This window comes from Palleronia sediminis (assembly GCF_004358695.1).
Classification (GTDB): Bacteria; Pseudomonadota; Alphaproteobacteria; order Rhodobacterales; family Rhodobacteraceae; genus Palleronia; species Palleronia sediminis.
In genome coordinates this window covers 1-15,846 of the sequence record NZ_SNAA01000012.1, presented here as the reverse complement: position 1 = coordinate 15,846, position 15,846 = coordinate 1, and the positions used below count along the sequence as shown (strand labels likewise).

At 69.2% G+C, this 15,846-nt stretch carries 14 protein-coding genes; 7 read left to right on the top strand and 7 right to left on the bottom strand.

The genetic code is table 11. The features are described from left to right. Position 1: 1 nt before the first annotated feature. The 5 genes from E2L08_RS11165 to E2L08_RS11145 all read left to right on the top strand — a co-directional run bounded on the left by E2L08_RS11165 (position 2) and on the right by E2L08_RS11145 (position 6,531). A complete protein-coding gene (locus E2L08_RS11165; RefSeq protein WP_133397168.1) occupies positions 2-1,876 on the top strand; it encodes a nitric oxide reductase activation protein NorD in 1,875 nt (624 codons plus the stop codon). Between the two features lie 5 nt (positions 1,877-1,881). Further along, positions 1,882-2,073 carry a hypothetical protein gene (locus E2L08_RS11160; RefSeq protein WP_133397167.1) on the top strand — a complete coding sequence of 64 codons (192 nt, stop codon included), beginning with the start codon at positions 1,882-1,884 and terminating at the stop codon, positions 2,071-2,073. Beyond that, positions 2,070-2,303: an NnrT protein gene (locus E2L08_RS11155; protein ID WP_133397166.1), complete on the top strand. Its 234-nt coding sequence runs from the start codon at positions 2,070-2,072 to the stop codon at positions 2,301-2,303. Before E2L08_RS11160 ends, E2L08_RS11155 begins: the two co-directional genes overlap by 4 nt. A gap of 108 nt (positions 2,304-2,411) precedes the next feature. After that, positions 2,412-3,473, top strand: a complete 1,062-nt coding sequence (locus E2L08_RS11150; protein ID WP_133397165.1) for an efflux RND transporter periplasmic adaptor subunit — start codon at positions 2,412-2,414, stop codon at positions 3,471-3,473. Between the two features lie 4 nt (positions 3,474-3,477). Continuing rightward, the gene (locus E2L08_RS11145) at positions 3,478-6,531 is read left to right on the top strand and encodes an efflux RND transporter permease subunit (protein ID WP_133397164.1); all 3,054 of its coding nucleotides are present in this window, start codon (positions 3,478-3,480) and stop codon (positions 6,529-6,531) included. A gap of 27 nt (positions 6,532-6,558) precedes the next feature. On the opposite strand, the gene E2L08_RS11140 is transcribed toward E2L08_RS11145, so the two are convergent. The 7 genes from E2L08_RS11140 to E2L08_RS17280 all read right to left on the bottom strand — a co-directional run bounded on the left by E2L08_RS11140 (position 6,559) and on the right by E2L08_RS17280 (position 13,052). Next, a complete protein-coding gene (locus E2L08_RS11140) occupies positions 6,559-7,767 on the bottom strand; it encodes a M20/M25/M40 family metallo-hydrolase (RefSeq protein ID WP_133397163.1) in 1,209 nt (402 codons plus the stop codon). Then, positions 7,764-8,660: a Gfo/Idh/MocA family protein gene (locus E2L08_RS11135; RefSeq protein WP_133397162.1), complete on the bottom strand. Its 897-nt coding sequence runs from the start codon at positions 8,658-8,660 to the stop codon at positions 7,764-7,766. The genes E2L08_RS11140 and E2L08_RS11135 overlap by 4 nt, the downstream gene beginning before the upstream one ends. Beyond that, complete coding sequence (locus E2L08_RS11130; RefSeq protein ID WP_133397161.1) at positions 8,657-9,607, bottom strand: ROK family protein; 951 nt, start codon at positions 9,605-9,607, stop codon at positions 8,657-8,659. Before E2L08_RS11130 ends, E2L08_RS11135 begins: the two co-directional genes overlap by 4 nt. Then, entirely contained in the window at positions 9,604-10,461 is an 858-nt protein-coding gene (locus tag E2L08_RS11125; protein WP_133397160.1) for an ABC transporter permease, read from the bottom strand. The genes E2L08_RS11130 and E2L08_RS11125 overlap by 4 nt, the downstream gene beginning before the upstream one ends. Continuing rightward, positions 10,458-11,378: an ABC transporter permease gene (locus E2L08_RS11120; RefSeq protein WP_133397159.1), complete on the bottom strand. Its 921-nt coding sequence runs from the start codon at positions 11,376-11,378 to the stop codon at positions 10,458-10,460. Before E2L08_RS11120 ends, E2L08_RS11125 begins: the two co-directional genes overlap by 4 nt. A gap of 67 nt (positions 11,379-11,445) precedes the next feature. Continuing rightward, entirely contained in the window at positions 11,446-12,699 is a 1,254-nt protein-coding gene (locus E2L08_RS11115; protein ID WP_240758215.1) for an ABC transporter substrate-binding protein, read from the bottom strand. After that, positions 12,621-13,052 (bottom strand): hypothetical protein, encoded by a 432-nt coding sequence (locus E2L08_RS17280; protein ID WP_240758207.1) that lies wholly within the window; start codon positions 13,050-13,052, stop codon positions 12,621-12,623. The genes E2L08_RS11115 and E2L08_RS17280 overlap by 79 nt, the downstream gene beginning before the upstream one ends. Positions 13,053-13,118: 66 nt before the next feature. Here E2L08_RS17280 and E2L08_RS11110 point away from each other — a divergent pair, with 66 nt between their 5' ends. Both E2L08_RS11110 and E2L08_RS11105 read left to right on the top strand, forming a co-directional pair. Beyond that, on the top strand, positions 13,119-14,270 hold the full coding sequence (locus E2L08_RS11110) for an ROK family transcriptional regulator (protein ID WP_133397158.1): 1,152 nt from the start codon (positions 13,119-13,121) through the stop codon (positions 14,268-14,270). Beyond that, a complete protein-coding gene (locus E2L08_RS11105) occupies positions 14,267-15,703 on the top strand; it encodes a M81 family metallopeptidase (RefSeq protein WP_133397157.1) in 1,437 nt (478 codons plus the stop codon). The genes E2L08_RS11110 and E2L08_RS11105 overlap by 4 nt, the downstream gene beginning before the upstream one ends. Positions 15,704-15,846 lie beyond the last annotated feature (143 nt).

Here is a 15,846-nt window from a genome sequence, read left to right as displayed (position 1 = left end):
CATGGCACTGCACCCTCTCGACCTGATGGAGCCCGAGGAAACCGTCGGCAAGATCTGGCACGGCCTGGCCGAAGGGCTGGGCGCCGCGGCGGTCTATCCCGAGGCGGCGGTGACGCTGGCCTCGGTGCGCCCGTCGCTTGCCGTGCTCTACCGCGCGCTGGGCGGGGCCGAGGGGGTGGACCTGCGCGAGGCGGTTCCCGTCCCCGCGCTGCACCGCCGCACGCTGCGGCGCCGTTTCGGCACGGGGCGCGAAACGATCCTGCGCGCGGGCTTCGACGGCACCGCGCTCGCGCTGCCCCCGCGGCTCGAGGTCTTTCCCGAAACCGGGCTGAACCGTGCCGCCTATCTGTGGCTGACCGCGCTGGCAGCCTTCTGCACCGAGGACGATCTGCCCGAGACCGAAGGCGACGCGGCCCAGATCGCCGCCAACATGGTACTGGCCGAACGCGCCTTTGACGAATGCCCCGGCCTGCGCCCGGCCTATGCCGCGATGTGTGCGCTGGTGCTCGACGCGCGGCCCTCGGTCGCGCTGCCGGGTCGCGAGGCCGCGGTCGAACGGGCGCTGCGCGCGGCCCTGACGGCCGGCACGGCGCCCGATCCCGATGCGCTCCCCTCGGGCGACATGCCCTTTGCGCCTGTGCCGATCTGGTTGCACCTGACGCGGCTCGGCACGGGCCGCGCGGCGGGCGACACCCCCTCCGAGACGACGCCGCCCCCCGGCGCGATCGCGACCAAGACCCGTAAGCTGGGCCTTCGCAAGGATCTCGACCAGGCCGACCGCAAGGACAGCCTCATCGTGCACCGGTTCGAGTCGATCCTGTCGTGGGTCGAGTCGATGAACCTCAACCGGTCGGTGGATGACGACGACGACGAGAACGCGCAGAAGGCCGCCGAGGACCAGGACGAGATCACCCTGACCCGCAACGAAAAGCGGGCCGCGACGCGGCTGCGCCTGCATCTCGACCTGTCACCCGCCGATGCCGATCACGAAAAGCTCGCCGGGACGCATACCTATCCCGAATGGAATTGCCGCACCCGCACCTACATGCCCGACCATTGCCGGGTGCTGGACGCGCCCGCGGTGCCCGATCCCGACCGGCCGTTCACGCCGGACCCGGCCCGCGCGCGTGCCGTGCGCCGCCAGTTCGAGACGCTCTTGCCGCGGCGCGTCCTGCGGCCGCGCCAGATCGACGGCGCCGAACTCGATCTCAACGCGGTCGTGACCGCGCGGGCCGAGCTCGCCGCCACGGGCCGCGGCAGCGACCGCATCTGGCAATCGGCGCGCAAGGTCGAACGGGATCTGTCGGTGGCGATCCTGATGGATTGCTCGCGCTCGACCGAGGCCGCGGTAGGCGAGACCTGCGTGATCGACGTGGCGCGCGACACGCTGGCCGCGCTGGCCGGCGGCATCGACGCCGCGGGCGACCGGTTGGGCATCTGGGGGTTCTCGTCGCTGAAACGCGACCGGGTGTTCCTGACCCGCTGCAAGTCCTTCGACGATCCGTTCGGCCCGCCCGTCATCGACGCCATCGGCGCGATGAAGCCCGGCCATTATACCCGGCTGGGCGCCGCGATCCGCCACAGCTCCGCGCAGCTTGCGAAAGAGGGCGCGTCGCGGCGGCTCTTGCTGGTGCTCACCGACGGCAAGCCCAACGATCTCGACCATTACGAGGGCCGCCACGGGATCGAGGACAGCCGCATGGCCGTGCTCGAGGCGCGGCGCACCGGCCAGCATGTCCACGGCGTCATCGTCGACGAGGACGGGCAGGACTGGTTCGCCCGCATCTTCGGACGCGGCGGCTTTCACCTCATCCCCCATCCCGAACGGCTGGCCCAGGCCCTGCCCGACATCTACAGAACCCTGACGACGGAGTGATCCCCATGCGACTTTCCGCATTGCCGAACCTTGTTTTCCTCGCCGCGACGACCGTGCCCGGCCTTGCGCTGGCCGAGGGGTTCGAGCGCCCCGTGCCCGCCGCGCAAAGCGCCACGGCCGAGATTTCCTATGCGCTGGCGACGCTGAGCTTTCTCGTCGCGCTCTGGCTCGTCCACCGGCTCGTGCAGCGCAAATGACCCGCGTCACGCGCATAACGCTGATGCTCTGGCCCTTCGGGGCCGGGGCGGTGGCGGTCAACCTGTTCTTTGCCACGCTGATCGGGTCGTGGCTGGGGTTGCCGGTGATCCCGCCGGCATGGGCCGTCGTGGGCGGCGCCGCCCTGGGGTGGAGCGCGACGCGCCCGTTCGCCCGCCATATCGACCGGCTGATCGACATCGCCGACGGGGCCGACAAGGCCGAAGGCTGATCGGGCCGGGCGCATGCCGCGCCTGCACGATGGCTTGATCCGCCGGGGCTGGCGGTCTGGCGGCGTTCCGCCTATCTCGACCCTCTCCGAGCAGAGATCGAGATCGCCATGACCCTCAAGCCCCTTGTCGTCGCCCTGCTGGCCTGCCTCGCCTTTCCCGCCCTCGCGCAGGACGACGCGGCGCCCGAGCCAAAGCCGCGGCCGGTCAAGCTCGAGACGCTCGAGCCGGGGGGCGGCGCGCTCGAGCGCGAGTTCTTCGGCCGGGTCCGCGCCCGCGAGACGGTCGACCTGGCGTTCCAGGTCGCCGGACAGATCACCGAGTTTCCCGTGACCGAGGGCACGCGCCTGACCAGCGGCGATCTGGTCGCGCAGCTTGACCTGACGCCGTTCCAGCGCGCCGTCGACCGCGCCGAGGTCGATCTGGCCAAGGCCGAACGCGATCTCGCCCGGCTTCAGGAACTCCAGGGGTCGGCCATCTCGGCGGTGCAGGTGCGCGACGCCCAGACAACGGTCGACCTGGCGCGCATCGCCGCCGAAGAGGCGCGCGACCGGCTCGAGGACGCGACGCTGAAGACCGCGTTCGACGCGCTGGTCGCCCGGCGCGAGCTTGCCAATTACAGCACGGTCGCTGCGGGAACGCCGGTGGTGCGGCTGCACGACATGTCCGAGCTGCGCGTCGATATCGAGGTGCCCGAGGTCCTGTTCCGCAGCGCGTCGGGCGGGCGCGAGGTGACGTTCGACGCCACCTTCCCCGGCGATCCCCAGGCCTACCCGCTCGAGCTGCGCGAATACGAGGCCGAGACCGCCGAGATCGCGCAGACCTATTCCATGACGCTCGGCTTTACCGGCGAGGTGCCGTCATGGGTGCTTCCGGGGGCGTCGGTGACGGTCACGGCCCGCGCCGAACGCCCCGAGGGCGAGACGATCCTGCTGCCCGAAACGGCGCTGGTCTTCGACGCCGACCGGCAACCCGGCGTGATGGTGTTCCTTCCCGGCGACGGCGGGGACGTCGGATCGGTCGAGTGGCGCCCGGTCGAGATCGACATGCGCGACGACGCCCGGATCGGGCTGGTCGAGGGGCCGCCCGCCGGAACCAAGATCGTCGTGAGCGGCGGATCGCAACTGCGCGACGGGCAAAAGGTCCGCCGCTTCACGGCAATCGGGGAATAGGCCCATGTCCATCGCGCGCGCCGCCATCGACAGGTCGCTTCTGACCTGGCTGCTCATGCTGATCTGTCTTCTGGGCGGGGTCTGGGGATTCGCCACGATCGGCCGGCTCGAGGATCCGGCATTCACCATCAAGAACGCCATCGTCCTCACCTCCTATCCCGGCGCCACGGCCGAAGAGGTCGCGCGCGAGGTTTCGGAACCGCTCGAGACCGCGATCCAGCAGATGCGCGAGCTGGATGTCATCACCTCGTCCAACAAGCCGGGGTTAAGCCGGATCAGCGTCGAGATCGCGAACACCTATGACGGCTCCGAGCTTCCGCAGATATGGGACAAGCTGCGCGCCCGTGTGAGCGACGCGCAATCGGTGCTGCCCGCGGATGCCGGCACCTCGATCGTCAACGACTCGTTCGGGGACGTCTACGGGATCTTCTACGCGATCACCGCGCCGGGATTCTCCGATGCCGAGATCCACGACATCGCGGATTTCCTGCGGCGCGAGATCCTGACGGTCGACGGGGTCGCCGATGTCTCGATCATGGGCCTGCCCGAAGAGGCGATCTTCGTCGAGCCCGAGCCCGCCATCGTGGCCAATCTCGGGGTCGCGCCCGGTGCGATCGTGGGCGCCATAGCCGACGCTACCTCGGTCGTGCCCGCGGGCTCGGTCGAGCAGGCGGGGCAACGCATCCGCATCGACGCGCCCTCGGGCTCGACCTCGGTCGACCAGATCCGCAACCTCACGATCGGGGTCGGCGGCGAGATCGTCGATCTGACCGATTTCGCCACCGTGTCGCGCGGCCGCACCGAAGAGCCCGCGATGATCATCCGCTATGACGGGCAGGAGGCGTTCACCCTGGGCGTCTCGGGCAAGGCGGGGCTGAACATCGTCGACGTGGGCAACCGGGTGGATGAACGGATCGCGCAGTTGCAGCCCGACATTCCCGTGGGGGTCGATCTCAACCCGATTTACCAGCAGCATGTCGTCGTCGACGAGGCGTCGAACGCCTTTCTGCTGAACCTCGCCATGTCGGTCGTCATCGTCATCGTGGTGCTGGCGCTGTTCATGGGATGGCGGTCGGCGCTGGTGGTGGGCACGACGCTGCTTTTGACCGTCGTGGGCACGGTGTTCTTCATGGCGATCTTCGGCATCGAGATGGAGCGTATCTCGCTCGGGGCGCTCATCATCGCGATGGGGATGCTGGTCGATAACGCCATCGTCGTGGCCGAGGGGATGCAAAGCGACATGGCGCACGGCAAATCCTCGCGCGAGGCGGCCGAGGACACCGCCCGCAAGACGCAGATCCCCCTGTTGGGGGCGACGGTGATCGGGATCATGGCCTTTGCCGGGATCGGCCTGTCGCCCGATGCCACTGGCGAGTTCCTGTTCTCGCTTTTCGCGGTGATCGGGATTTCGCTGCTGCTGTCCTGGGTTCTGGCGATCACGGTTTCGCCGCTGCTGGCGCATTACTTCTTCGTCACGGGCTCGGGCGACGATGGCGGCGCCTATGACGGGCCGGTGTTCCGGGCCTATGCGGCGACGTTGCGCGTGGCGCTCAGGCTCAGGTGGCTCGTGGTCGCGGGCCTGCTGGGGCTGACGGTCGCCTGCTACTGGGGTTTCGGGCAGGTCAAGCAGCAGTTCTTTCCCGACTCGAACACGCCGCTGTTCTACGTCCATTACAAGCTTCCGCAGGGCGGCAGCATCAAGGCGACCGCCGCGGACATGGCCGTGGTCGAGGAATGGCTGTCGGACCGCCCCGAGGTCACGGCGTTCTCGACCTTCATCGGTGGCGGGGCCTCGCGCTTCATGCTGACCTATGCCCCCGAGGAAGGCCTGCCCACCTATGGCCACCTCATCATCCGCACCGATACGCTCGAACAGATCCCCGATCTGCGGGCCGATCTCGAGACCTTCGGGCGCAATGCCCTGCCGCAGGGCGAGTTCCGCACCGAGCGCCTTGCCTTCGGGCCGGGGGGTGGCGCGCCCATCGCCGTGCGCTTCTCGGGGCCGGACCCGGACGTTCTGCGCCGCCTCGCCCGCGAGGCCGAAGAGCGGATGCTGGCGGCGTCGGACCAGCTTCAGGATCTGCGCACCGATTGGCGCGAGCGCGAACTGGCGATCCTGCCGATCTACGACGAGGGCCGGTCCAAGACGGCCGGCGTGACGCGCAGCGACGTGGCGCAGGCGCTGCAATACGCCACCGACGGCGTGCGCGCGGGCACCTATCGCGAGGACAGCCGGCTGATCCCGATCCTCGTGCGCATGCCCGGCGCCTCGACCGAAGGGGGCGAGCACCTGATCGGCCAGCCGGTCTATTCCGAGGCGGCGCAGACCTCGATCCCGCTGGAGCAGTTGCTCGACGGGTTCGAATACGAGGCGCAGGACACCCTGATCCAGCGGCGCAACCGATTGCCGACGATCACGGTCGAGGCGGGCGTGCCCGCAGGCGTCAACGCGGCCGGTGTCTTTACCGAGATACGCGGCACCGTCGAAGAGATCGCCCTGCCCGAAGGCTACAAGCTGGAATGGGGCGGCGAGTTCGAAAGCTCGTCCGATGCGCAGGAATCGCTGGGTCGCCAGCTCCCCATTTCGCTGCTCATCATGGTGCTGATCTCCATCCTTCTGTTCCAGAAGCTGCGCCAGCCGCTTGTCGTGTGGCTGCTGGTGCCCATGGCGGTGAACGGCGTGGCCATCGGGTTGCTGGCCACGGGGCTGCCCTTCAGCTTTACCGCGCTGCTGGGTCTGCTGTCGCTGTCGGGGATGCTGCTCAAGAACGGGATCGTCCTCGTCGAAGAGATCGACCTGACCCGCGCCGACGGCGTGCCCTTCACCCGCGCCGTGGTCGAGGCGTCGACATCGCGTTTGCGGCCGGTGCTGCTGGCGGCGATCACGACGATCCTCGGCATGGTGCCGTTGTTGTCGGACGCGTTCTTTGCGTCGATGGCCGTGACCATCATGGGGGGCCTGGGCTTTGCCACGATCCTGACGATGATCGCCGCGCCGGTGTTCTATTACCTCGTGTTTCCCGGCGAACGCCGCGCCGAGAAAAGGGCCGCGGCCTGACGCGGGCGCCGGGCCGCACGGCGCGGCTCAGGCGGCGTCGTCGATCCCGGCGGCGGCGAGAACGGCCAGCAGCACGGCCTCGACACCGCGCAGCGACAGTTCGGGCGCGGTGTCGATCCATTCGTCGAGCGTATGCGCCCGACCGCCCGTCCCGCCCGAGCCGATCCCGACCGCGGGGATGCCGAGGCTCATGGGGATGTTGGCATCGGTCGAGGACGCGCCCAGCCGCGGCGTGAACCCCAGCGCGCCGAGTGCCGCGACCGTGTCGGCGACGATGGACGCGTCGGGCGGCGTGCGGCCGGCGGGGCGGTTGCCGATCTTGTCCAGATGCACCGCGACCTGCCCGTTGCCGTTGCGCGCGTTCTCGGCCGCGACCGCGGTCTCGGCCAGGGCACGCATCTCGGCGTCGAGCCGGTCCAGCGCCTCGGCCGAGACCGAGCGCAGATCGAGATCGACCCAGACCTCTTCGGGGATGGTATTGACCGAGGTGCCGCCGCCCATCCGCGTCATGGAACAGGTGGTCGGAGGCGTCTGCGGCAGGGACAGCTCTGCCAGCCCGGCGGCAAAGGCGCCGAGCGCATTGGCCGGGTTCACCGTGCCGAAATCGAGCCAGCTATGCCCGCCCGGACCGGTGAACCGGACGCGGTAGCGCAGCGAGCCCACCGCCTCGGTCACGAGGTTCCCGCTGTCCAGCCCGTCGACGGTAAAAAAAGCGCCGACGCGCCCGGCATGAGGGCCTTCGGTCAGCAGATGGCGGATGCCGCGCAGATCGCCCGCGCCCTCTTCGCCGACATCGCCGACGAACAGAATGTCGCGGCGGGGTACGATCCCCGCGGCCGTGATCGCGCGCATGATCGCGAGATTGACGGCAAGGCCGCGCGTATCGTCGCCCACGCCGGGCGCGAAAAGCCGCGTGCCCTCGCGGCGGACGGTCACGTCGGTCCCTGCCGGAAAGACGGTGTCGAGATGGGCGGCGACCACGACCGCCGCTTCGCGTTTCGCGCCGCGGACAAGACCCGTCGCGTTGCCGATCCCGTCCAGCGTGCAATCGGCGAGCCCGGCATCGCGCATCATGTCGAGATAGGCCGCCGCGCGCGCCGCCTCGGCGAAGGGCGGGGCGGGGATCTCGGTCAGGGTGACGATTTCCTCGACCATCCGGTTATGCCCCGCGCGCAGATGGACGCGGGCGGCGGCGACGCGGGGATGGGCGAGAAGGCGGTCGATGGTGTCGCTCATAAGCTGTCCTCACCGGGCGCGGCGTCGATGGCCCGTTCCAGAAGGGTGACATAACGCAGCGCGGTCTCGATCCGGGCGCCGGTCTCGTCCGGGTGCCGGACCAGCAGCGCGTCGAGCGCACGCCCATAGGCCGCGGCGGTATCGACCTCGGGCCGGATCCATTCGGGCGGACGGTCCCGCCGGTCGACGCGCAGCCGCGCGCCATCGGGGGCGGTGGCAAGGTCGATGGCGACCTCGGACAGAGCGCCGCCCTCATGTGTCAGCCGCAGCTCGGCACGGGCATGGCGAAGGGTGCGGCAGGCGATGCCGGTCACGCGGCCCAGCAACGGCTCGAGCATCGACAGCGCATGCGGGCCGATATCGAACAGCGCGCCGGCCCGTGTCTGCCGCCATGCCGACGACGCGAAGGGCCCCGTTACCAGCGCGTCCGAGCGGTAATCGTATCGCGCCGCCACGACGTCGCCGCCATCGCGCAGGGCGCCGAGCCGCGCGACCAGCGCCGGGAGGAAGGTCAGCGTGTGAAAGGACACCGCGCGAACGCCCGCCTCGCGGATCGCGTCGGCGACGATCCGCCCCTCGGCCGCCGTCGGGGCGAGGGGCTTTTCCAGCAGCAGGTGACAACCCGCCCGCGCGGCGGCGGGGGCGATCACGGCCTGCGCCGCGGGCGATACGGCGAGGGCGACCATGTCGCAGGCCGCGAACAGTGCTTCGGCATTGTCGAAAACGGGCACGGCAAGCTGTGCTGCAAGGGTTTCGGCCTTGCCCCTGTCCCGCCCCCAGACCCCGGCAAGGCGCAGGCCCGGATGGGCCGCGATGGCCGGGGCGTGGACGGTTTCGGCCCATGGCCCCGTTCCGATCAGTCCCATGGCGGGGCGGGTGTCGGCCCCGGTCACAGGCTTTGCCGCATCTGCTGGCCGAGGATGGCGCCGCCGGTCAGCGCCGCCTGCTCGATCCGGCCGGGATGCAGGATCGGCCCCTCGTGGCGCGACAGGATCCGCAGGCGTAGCGCGCGGTCGAGCGTGGCCATCAACGCCTCGTCGCGGCCCAGCCCCCCGCCGGTCGCCACGATGGAGGCGCCGGTGATGTTGACGGCAAGCGCCAGCGGCTCGGACAGCATCTCGGCCCAGAGCGCGATGGTGCGGGCGGCCTCGGGGTCGCCGTCGCGCCACCGGACAGTGATCTCGCGGCTCGTGGCCGGGGGATGGCCCGTCATCGCATGCAGCCGTTCGAGCCCCCGCGCGCCGCCGAACGTGTCGGCGCAACCGTATTGCCCGCATCCGCAGCGGATTCGTTCCAGCGGGCGGCCCAGCGTCTCGGGGATCCGGTTGGCCACCGGCCCGTGCCCCCATTCGCCCACTAGCCCGCCATGTCCGCGCACGGGCCGGCCGTCGACGACCAACCCGCCGCCGATGCCGGTGCCGATGATCGCGCCGAACACCACGCGATGTCCCCGCCCCGCGCCCTGCACGGCCTCGGCCAGCGCGAAGGCGTCGGCATCGTTCAGCACGCCGACGGGCCGCCCCAGCCGCTGCGACAACAGCCGCGCAACCGGCTGGCCGGCAAGACAGGGAATGTTCGCCGCCTGGATCGTCCCGGCGGCGGCGTCGCACAGCCCCGCGGTCGCCAGGATCAGCGGCGCGGTCGGCTCGACCCCGGCGGACAGCCCCCGCGCGAGATCCGAAAGCGCGTCGAGAAACGCCGCGAAATCGTCGGTCGGGGTCGGGCGGCTTTGCACCGCGCCGATATCGCCGGGGCCGGTGCCGGTCGCGGCCATGCGGACGAAGGAGCCGCCAATATCGGCGACGAGGATCCGCTGCGCGGCGGAAGGGGCGTGCTTCATCCTCGGCTCCTGGGGTCGAGCAGATCGTTAAGGCCGTCGCCCAGGATGTTGAAGCCCAGAACCGTGACCGTCACGGCCAGCCCCGGAAACAGCGAGACCCATAGCGCGACGCCCAGGTAGTTGCGCCCGTTGCTCATCATCGCGCCCCATTCGGGGATCGGTGGCTGCGCGCCCAGTCCAAGGAACGACAGGCTGGCCGCGGTCAAAACCACCGTGCCCGCGGTCAGGGTCGACTGTACGATAATCGGCCCCATGGCGTTGCGCAGGATATGGTCGAACATGATCCGCAGGTTCGATGCCCCGAGGGCGCGCGCGGCCTGGACGTATTCCATCTCGCGCAGGCCGAGCGTGACGTTGCGCACGAGGCGGGCATAGACCGGGACCGAAAAGATCGCGATGGCGAGCAGCATGTTCATCAGCCCCGGCCCGAGGATCGACACGATCAGGATGGCGAGCACGATGCCGGGAAAGGCAAAGACGATATCCGTCACCCACATGATGACCCCGTCGATCCGCCCGCCATAGAGCCCCGCGACAAGCCCCTGCGGCACGCCGACGACGACGGCGATCCCGACGCCCAGAACGACCTCGAGCAGAGACAGCCGGGCGCCGTAGACGATCCGCGAAAAGATATCGCGGCCGAAGGAATCGGTGCCGAACAGGTGCTCGGACGAGGGCGGCCTGAGCGTGTTCAGAAGGCTCTGGTCATAGGGCGAGACCGGTGCGATCAACGGCGCGAAGATCGCGGCCAGCACGATCAGCCCGATCAAGCCGCCGCCGATGAAAAGCGCGGGCCTGCGGCCGAGCCATCGGCTCCAGTCCATCAGGCGGGGCAGGGCGGCGCTATAGGTCATCCGAACCTCACGCGCGGATCGAGCGCCGAGATCAGCAGCTCGGCCATGAAATTGACCAGCACGACGCTGACCACCGCCAGAAGCGTGACCCCCTGGATGATCGGGTAATCGCGGTAGCGCACCGCATCGACCAGCATCTGGCCGATGCCGGGCCAGTTGAACACCGTCTCGGTCACGACGGTCGAGCCGATGACCGCGCCGAAGTTCAGCCCGATGATCGTCACGATGGGGATGAGCGCGTTGCGCAGGGCGTGGCGGCGATAGACCCGCGCCGCGCTCAGGCCCTTGGCGCGGGCGGTGCGGATATAGTCCTGGCCCAGTGTCTCGATCATCGAGGAGCGCGTCATGCGCGCCACCAGCGCCATCGGCAGAAGGCCAAGCGCGATGGCGGGCATGACGTAATGCGCCGCCGAACCCGATCCGAGCAGCGGGAGCCATCCCTTTTGCACGGCGAAATAATCCATCATTACCAGCGCCAGCCAGAAATTGGCGACCGACGCCCCGAGAATGGCGATCAGCATCACCGCCTGGTCGATGGCCCGCCCCCGCCAGACCGCGCCCGCCATCCCCAGCGGCACGCCGATCAGCGTGGCGAAGAGGTAGGCGACTGAGGCCAGCTTGAGCGTCGCGACGAAGCGGGGCGCCAGTTCCTCGGCCACGGGTTGGCCCGAACGGATCGAGGTTCCGAAATCGCCCGTTGCGGCATTGGCGAGGAACCGGGCGTATTGGAACAGAAGCGGCTGGTCGAGCCCCAGCCGCGTGCGCATGTTGTCGACGGCCGCCTGCGTCGCCTCGGGGCCGGCCATCAGCCGGGCCGGATCGCCGGGCAGCATCCTGACCGACAGAAAGATGATGAAGGACACGCCCAGCAGAACGAGCGGCAGCATCATCGTCTTTCGCAGGAAATAGCGTTTCATCGCGGGCGGCCCCATGCGCGCGGGGGCGGGGCCATCGTCGCGGCCCCGCCCCCCGGTTTCGCGGGATTTATTCCGAGATCGAGGCGTCTTCGACCATCAGGACGCCGCCGGGCTTCATCCACAGCCCTTCGACATTGGCCTTGGCGGCCGCGAGATCGCGCGTCGAGTAGAGCAGCACATGCGGCGCGTCCTGGTTCACCAGCTTTTGCGCATCGACATAGAGCGCGTTGCGCGCGTCCTCGTCCATGGTCGCGGCCGCCTCGCTCACCAGCCGGTCGAGCTCGTCCGACGAGTAGAAGCCGAGATTGGCGCCCGTGGGAGCCCAGCTTTCGGTGGTGTAGAGCGGGCGGAACTGGAGATCGGCATTGCTCGATCCGCTCGACCACGAGGCGATGACCGCACCGAGATTGTCGGCCGCCTTGGCCTCGGGATCGTTGAAGGCCGCCTCGGACCAGACGCCGCTTTCGAGGCGCCGCACCTCGAGATCGACGCCGATCTCGGACCACATCGCCTGAAGCGCCTCGGCGATCTGCGCCTCGGGTTCCTGAACGGCGACGGACATCGAGAACCCGTCGGACAGGCCCGCCTCTTCGAGCAGGGACCGCGCCTTTTCGGGATCGTAGGGATAGGGGTTCAGGCTTTCGTCCCAGGCCGGGTTGGTCGGGGCCAGCGGGGAATTGGCCGGCGTGCCATAGCCGCGCAGCAGCGCCTCGACCAGCGCCTCGCGGTCGGTGGCGAAGTTCAGCGCCTGGCGCACCTTCTGCTGGTCCAGCGGCTCGAGCTGGACGTTCAGCGACACCCAGAACACGAAGGCGCCGGGCTGGTCGATCAGCGTCAGCTCGGGATTGGCGGCGACCGTCTGGGCAAAGATCGGCGGCAGCGGATTGACGACATCGGCCTCGTCGGCCTGCACCGCCATGGCGAGAACCGAGCTTTCGGGCGACCAGCGGAACTCGATTTCCTCGAGCGCGGGCGCGTCGCCCCAATAGCCGTCGAAGGCCTGCATCCTGACGTAATCGCCGGACTTGTACTCGACGAACTCGAAAGGCCCGGTGCCGACGGCATGGGTGCCGAGATCCTCGGCGGCGGGGCTCACCACCCAACCGACCGAGGTCGACATGAGATCGGCGAAGCCCGAATAGGGCTTGGTCAGGGTAAAGCGCACGGTCATCGGGTCGACCGCCTCGACACCTTCGAGAAGGCCGGTGATCTTGCCGGCGGCGGCGAGACCCAGATCGGGGTTCAGAAGGCGCTGGAACGAGGCCGCGACCGCCTCGGCATCGAGCGCGGTGCCGTCGTGAAAGCTGACGCCCTCGCGCAGCGTGAAGGTCCATTCCAGCCCGTCATCGCTGGTCGTCCATTCGGTGGCGAGCGCGGGGCGATCTCCATGTCCTTGTTGCGCTCGATCAGGCCGTCATACATCGGGGCCAGCACCACCTGCGTGAAGGACGCCGTCTGGTCGGCGGGGTCCATCGAACGCGGCGCCTCGCTTTGCATGACCGACAGGCTTTGCGCCTGGGCCTGCGCGGCGGTCAGCATGACCAGCGCGGCCGCGCCGGCCTGCGCATAGCGTCGCAAGCTCTTTCCGTTCGTCTTCATATCCATCTCCCTGTCAGCACAGTTTGTCGTCGCCGGAACGAGAAGCCGGACCTCTTTATTCCCCAACTTCTCCATATTCCTTGTTTTGGTTTACGGCGTGAACTAAAGTCAACGTAATTCATCCGAAGCGGAAATTTCCATGTGATCCAGACCGGCGATCATCACCGAAGATTGCTCTGGGCGCTGTCCGAGGCCGGGCAGGCCAGCCGGACCGAGCTTGCCATCGCCGCCGGGCTGTCCAAGGCGGCCGTCACCACCGCCACGCGCGAGCTCATGGATTTCGGCCTTATCGCCGAGGTCGAGACGGTGCGCCGTACCGGGCGGCCCTCGACCCTGCTTGCCCTGCGCGAGGGGGCGGTGTGGTTCGCCGGGCTGTCGCTGCGGCCGGGGCGGGGGCGCATGGTGCTGTGCGATATCACCGGGCGGATCGCGGCGCGGCGCGACCTTCCGGGGCGGACGGACCCCGACGAGATCTGCGCGGCGATGGCCGGCGATCTCGACGCGCTGCTGGCCGGTTCGGGTATCGACCGCGCCGCAGTCTATGGCATGGGCATCTCGATCTCGGGCGTCGTCAATGCCGAGCAGGACACCTGCATCCGCTCGACCCTCATGGGGTGGAGCGACGTGCCGCTCGGGCGCATGGCCTCGGCCGCGCTGGGCCTGCCGGTGCTGGTCGAGAACGATGCCAACGCGCTCGCCATCCATGAAAAGCTGTTCGGCGGGTTCGGTGCCCGGTCATTCGCGCTGGTCGACGTGGCCGACGGGATCGGCGGCGCGCTCTTGATCGGGCGGCAATTGTTCCGCGGGGCCGAGGGTGGCGCGGGCGAGATCGCCCATATCACCGTCGCTCCCGGCGGCGAACCCTGCATCTGCGGCAAGCGCGGCTGCCTCGATACAGTGGCGAGCCTGCGCGCGATGGCCGCAGCCGCGCGCGGGCTCGGGCTGGACGGCACCACGCCGGCCGATCTCGAACGTGCCGCGGCGCAGGGCGACGAGCGCGCGGTCGCCATCCTGCACGGCGCGGGCGAGGCGCTGGGCCTTGCGCTGGCCCACCTGATCCAGATCGTGAACCCCGAACGTGTCGTCCTGCGGATGGAGGCCGAGACCACCGAGGGGCTGTTCGCCATGGCGATGATGCAATCCATCGACGCCAACGTGCTGCCGCAGATGCGCCGGCGCACGCAGATCGACATCGGCCCCAAGCGCGACGGCGCACATGCCGCCGGGGCCGCGTCGGTCGCGGCGCATCGGCTGCTGCTCACGCCCGATACCACCGAAAGGAAGTCCGCATGAAACGTGTTGCCGTCGGCGGCCTGCACACCGAATGCTCGACCTACAACCCCGTCCTGATGACCGAGGGCGATTTCACCGTCTGGCGCGGCGCGGAGATGCTGGAAAAGCCCTATTTCGACGTGCTCAAACGGTACGCGGCTGAGTATCGGCCGACCTTCTACGCCCGCAACATCGCCGGCGGCCCGATCTCGCGCGAGACCTATGACGGCTTCAAGGCCGAGTTTCTCGCCGCGCTCGAGGCGGCGCTGCCGCTCGACGGGCTTTACCTCGCGATGCACGGGGCCGTGTTCGTCGAGGGGATGGAGGATGCCGAGGGCGACTGGATCGCCGCGGCCCGCGACACCGTCGGGCCCGATTGCGTGATCGCGGCAAGCTATGACCTGCACGGCAACCTGTCGCAGCGGATCATCGACGCGCTCGACATCTACTCGACCTATCGCACCGCGCCCCATATCGACATCCCCGAGACGCAGGCGCGGGCGGTCGACATGCTGTTTCGCGCATTGACCGGCCCGCGCCCCGTGATCGTCTGGGCGCCGGTGCCGGTGGTCCTGCCCGGCGAACGGACCTCGACCGAGGACGAGCCGGCGCACTCGCTCTATGCCGGCCTTCCCGATATCGACGCAGCCGAGGGCATCTGGGACGCGTCGCTGAACGTGGGCTATGTCTGGGCGGACGAGCCGCGCGCCACGGCCGCGGCGGTGATGACCGGCACCGACATTCCCGCGCTTGAGGCGGCGGCGGAAAGCCTCGCGCAGGCCTGGTGGGACGCGCGGAACGATTTCGCCTTCGGCACCGAGACGGGCGATATCGAGACCTGTATCGCGCGGGCCATCGCCAGCCCGACCAACCCCGTGATACTCGCCGAAAGCGGCGATAACCCGACCGGCGGCGGCGTGGGCGACAGGGCCGAGGTTCTGGCCGAATTGCTGCGCCAGAAGGCCAGCGGCGTGATTTTCGCGGGCATCTGCGACCGGCCAGCGGTCGAGGCCTGCTTTGCCGCGGGCGAGGGGGCCGAGCTGTCGCTCGGGATCGGCGCGACGCTCGATCCCGGCTCGACCCCGTGGCGGGGCAGCGTCCGGGTCGTTACCCTGTCCGACGACCCGTCTCCCGCGCTGCGTCAGGCGGTGGTGCAGATCGAGGGGGTGACGCTGGTTCTGTCGGCTCGACGCCGGCCCTATCACAACATTGCCGATTTCACGGCGCTGGGCCTCGACCCGGCGGCGGCGGAAATACTCGTGGTCAAGTCCGGCTACCTGTCGCCCGAGCTGGCGCCGCTGGCCGATCCGGCGCTGATGATGCTGTCGCCCGGCGTCGTGGATCAATATGTCGAACGGCTGGAGCGTCGCCGCAAGGCGGTGCCGACCTTTCCCTTCGACCGCGATTTCGACTATGCGCCGCGGGCGCGGCTCTCGGCGCGGGGCGCGGCGTGAGCGAGCCGCCGATCCTCAGGGTCGGAAGTTCGACACTTCCGGGGGTGATTTTCGGCTGCTGCGCATCGGCCAAGACGAAGAATCAATGAGTTAGGCTGAGCGCAAGGTGCAATCCGCGCGGATTTTGTCGTCACACGTCATAA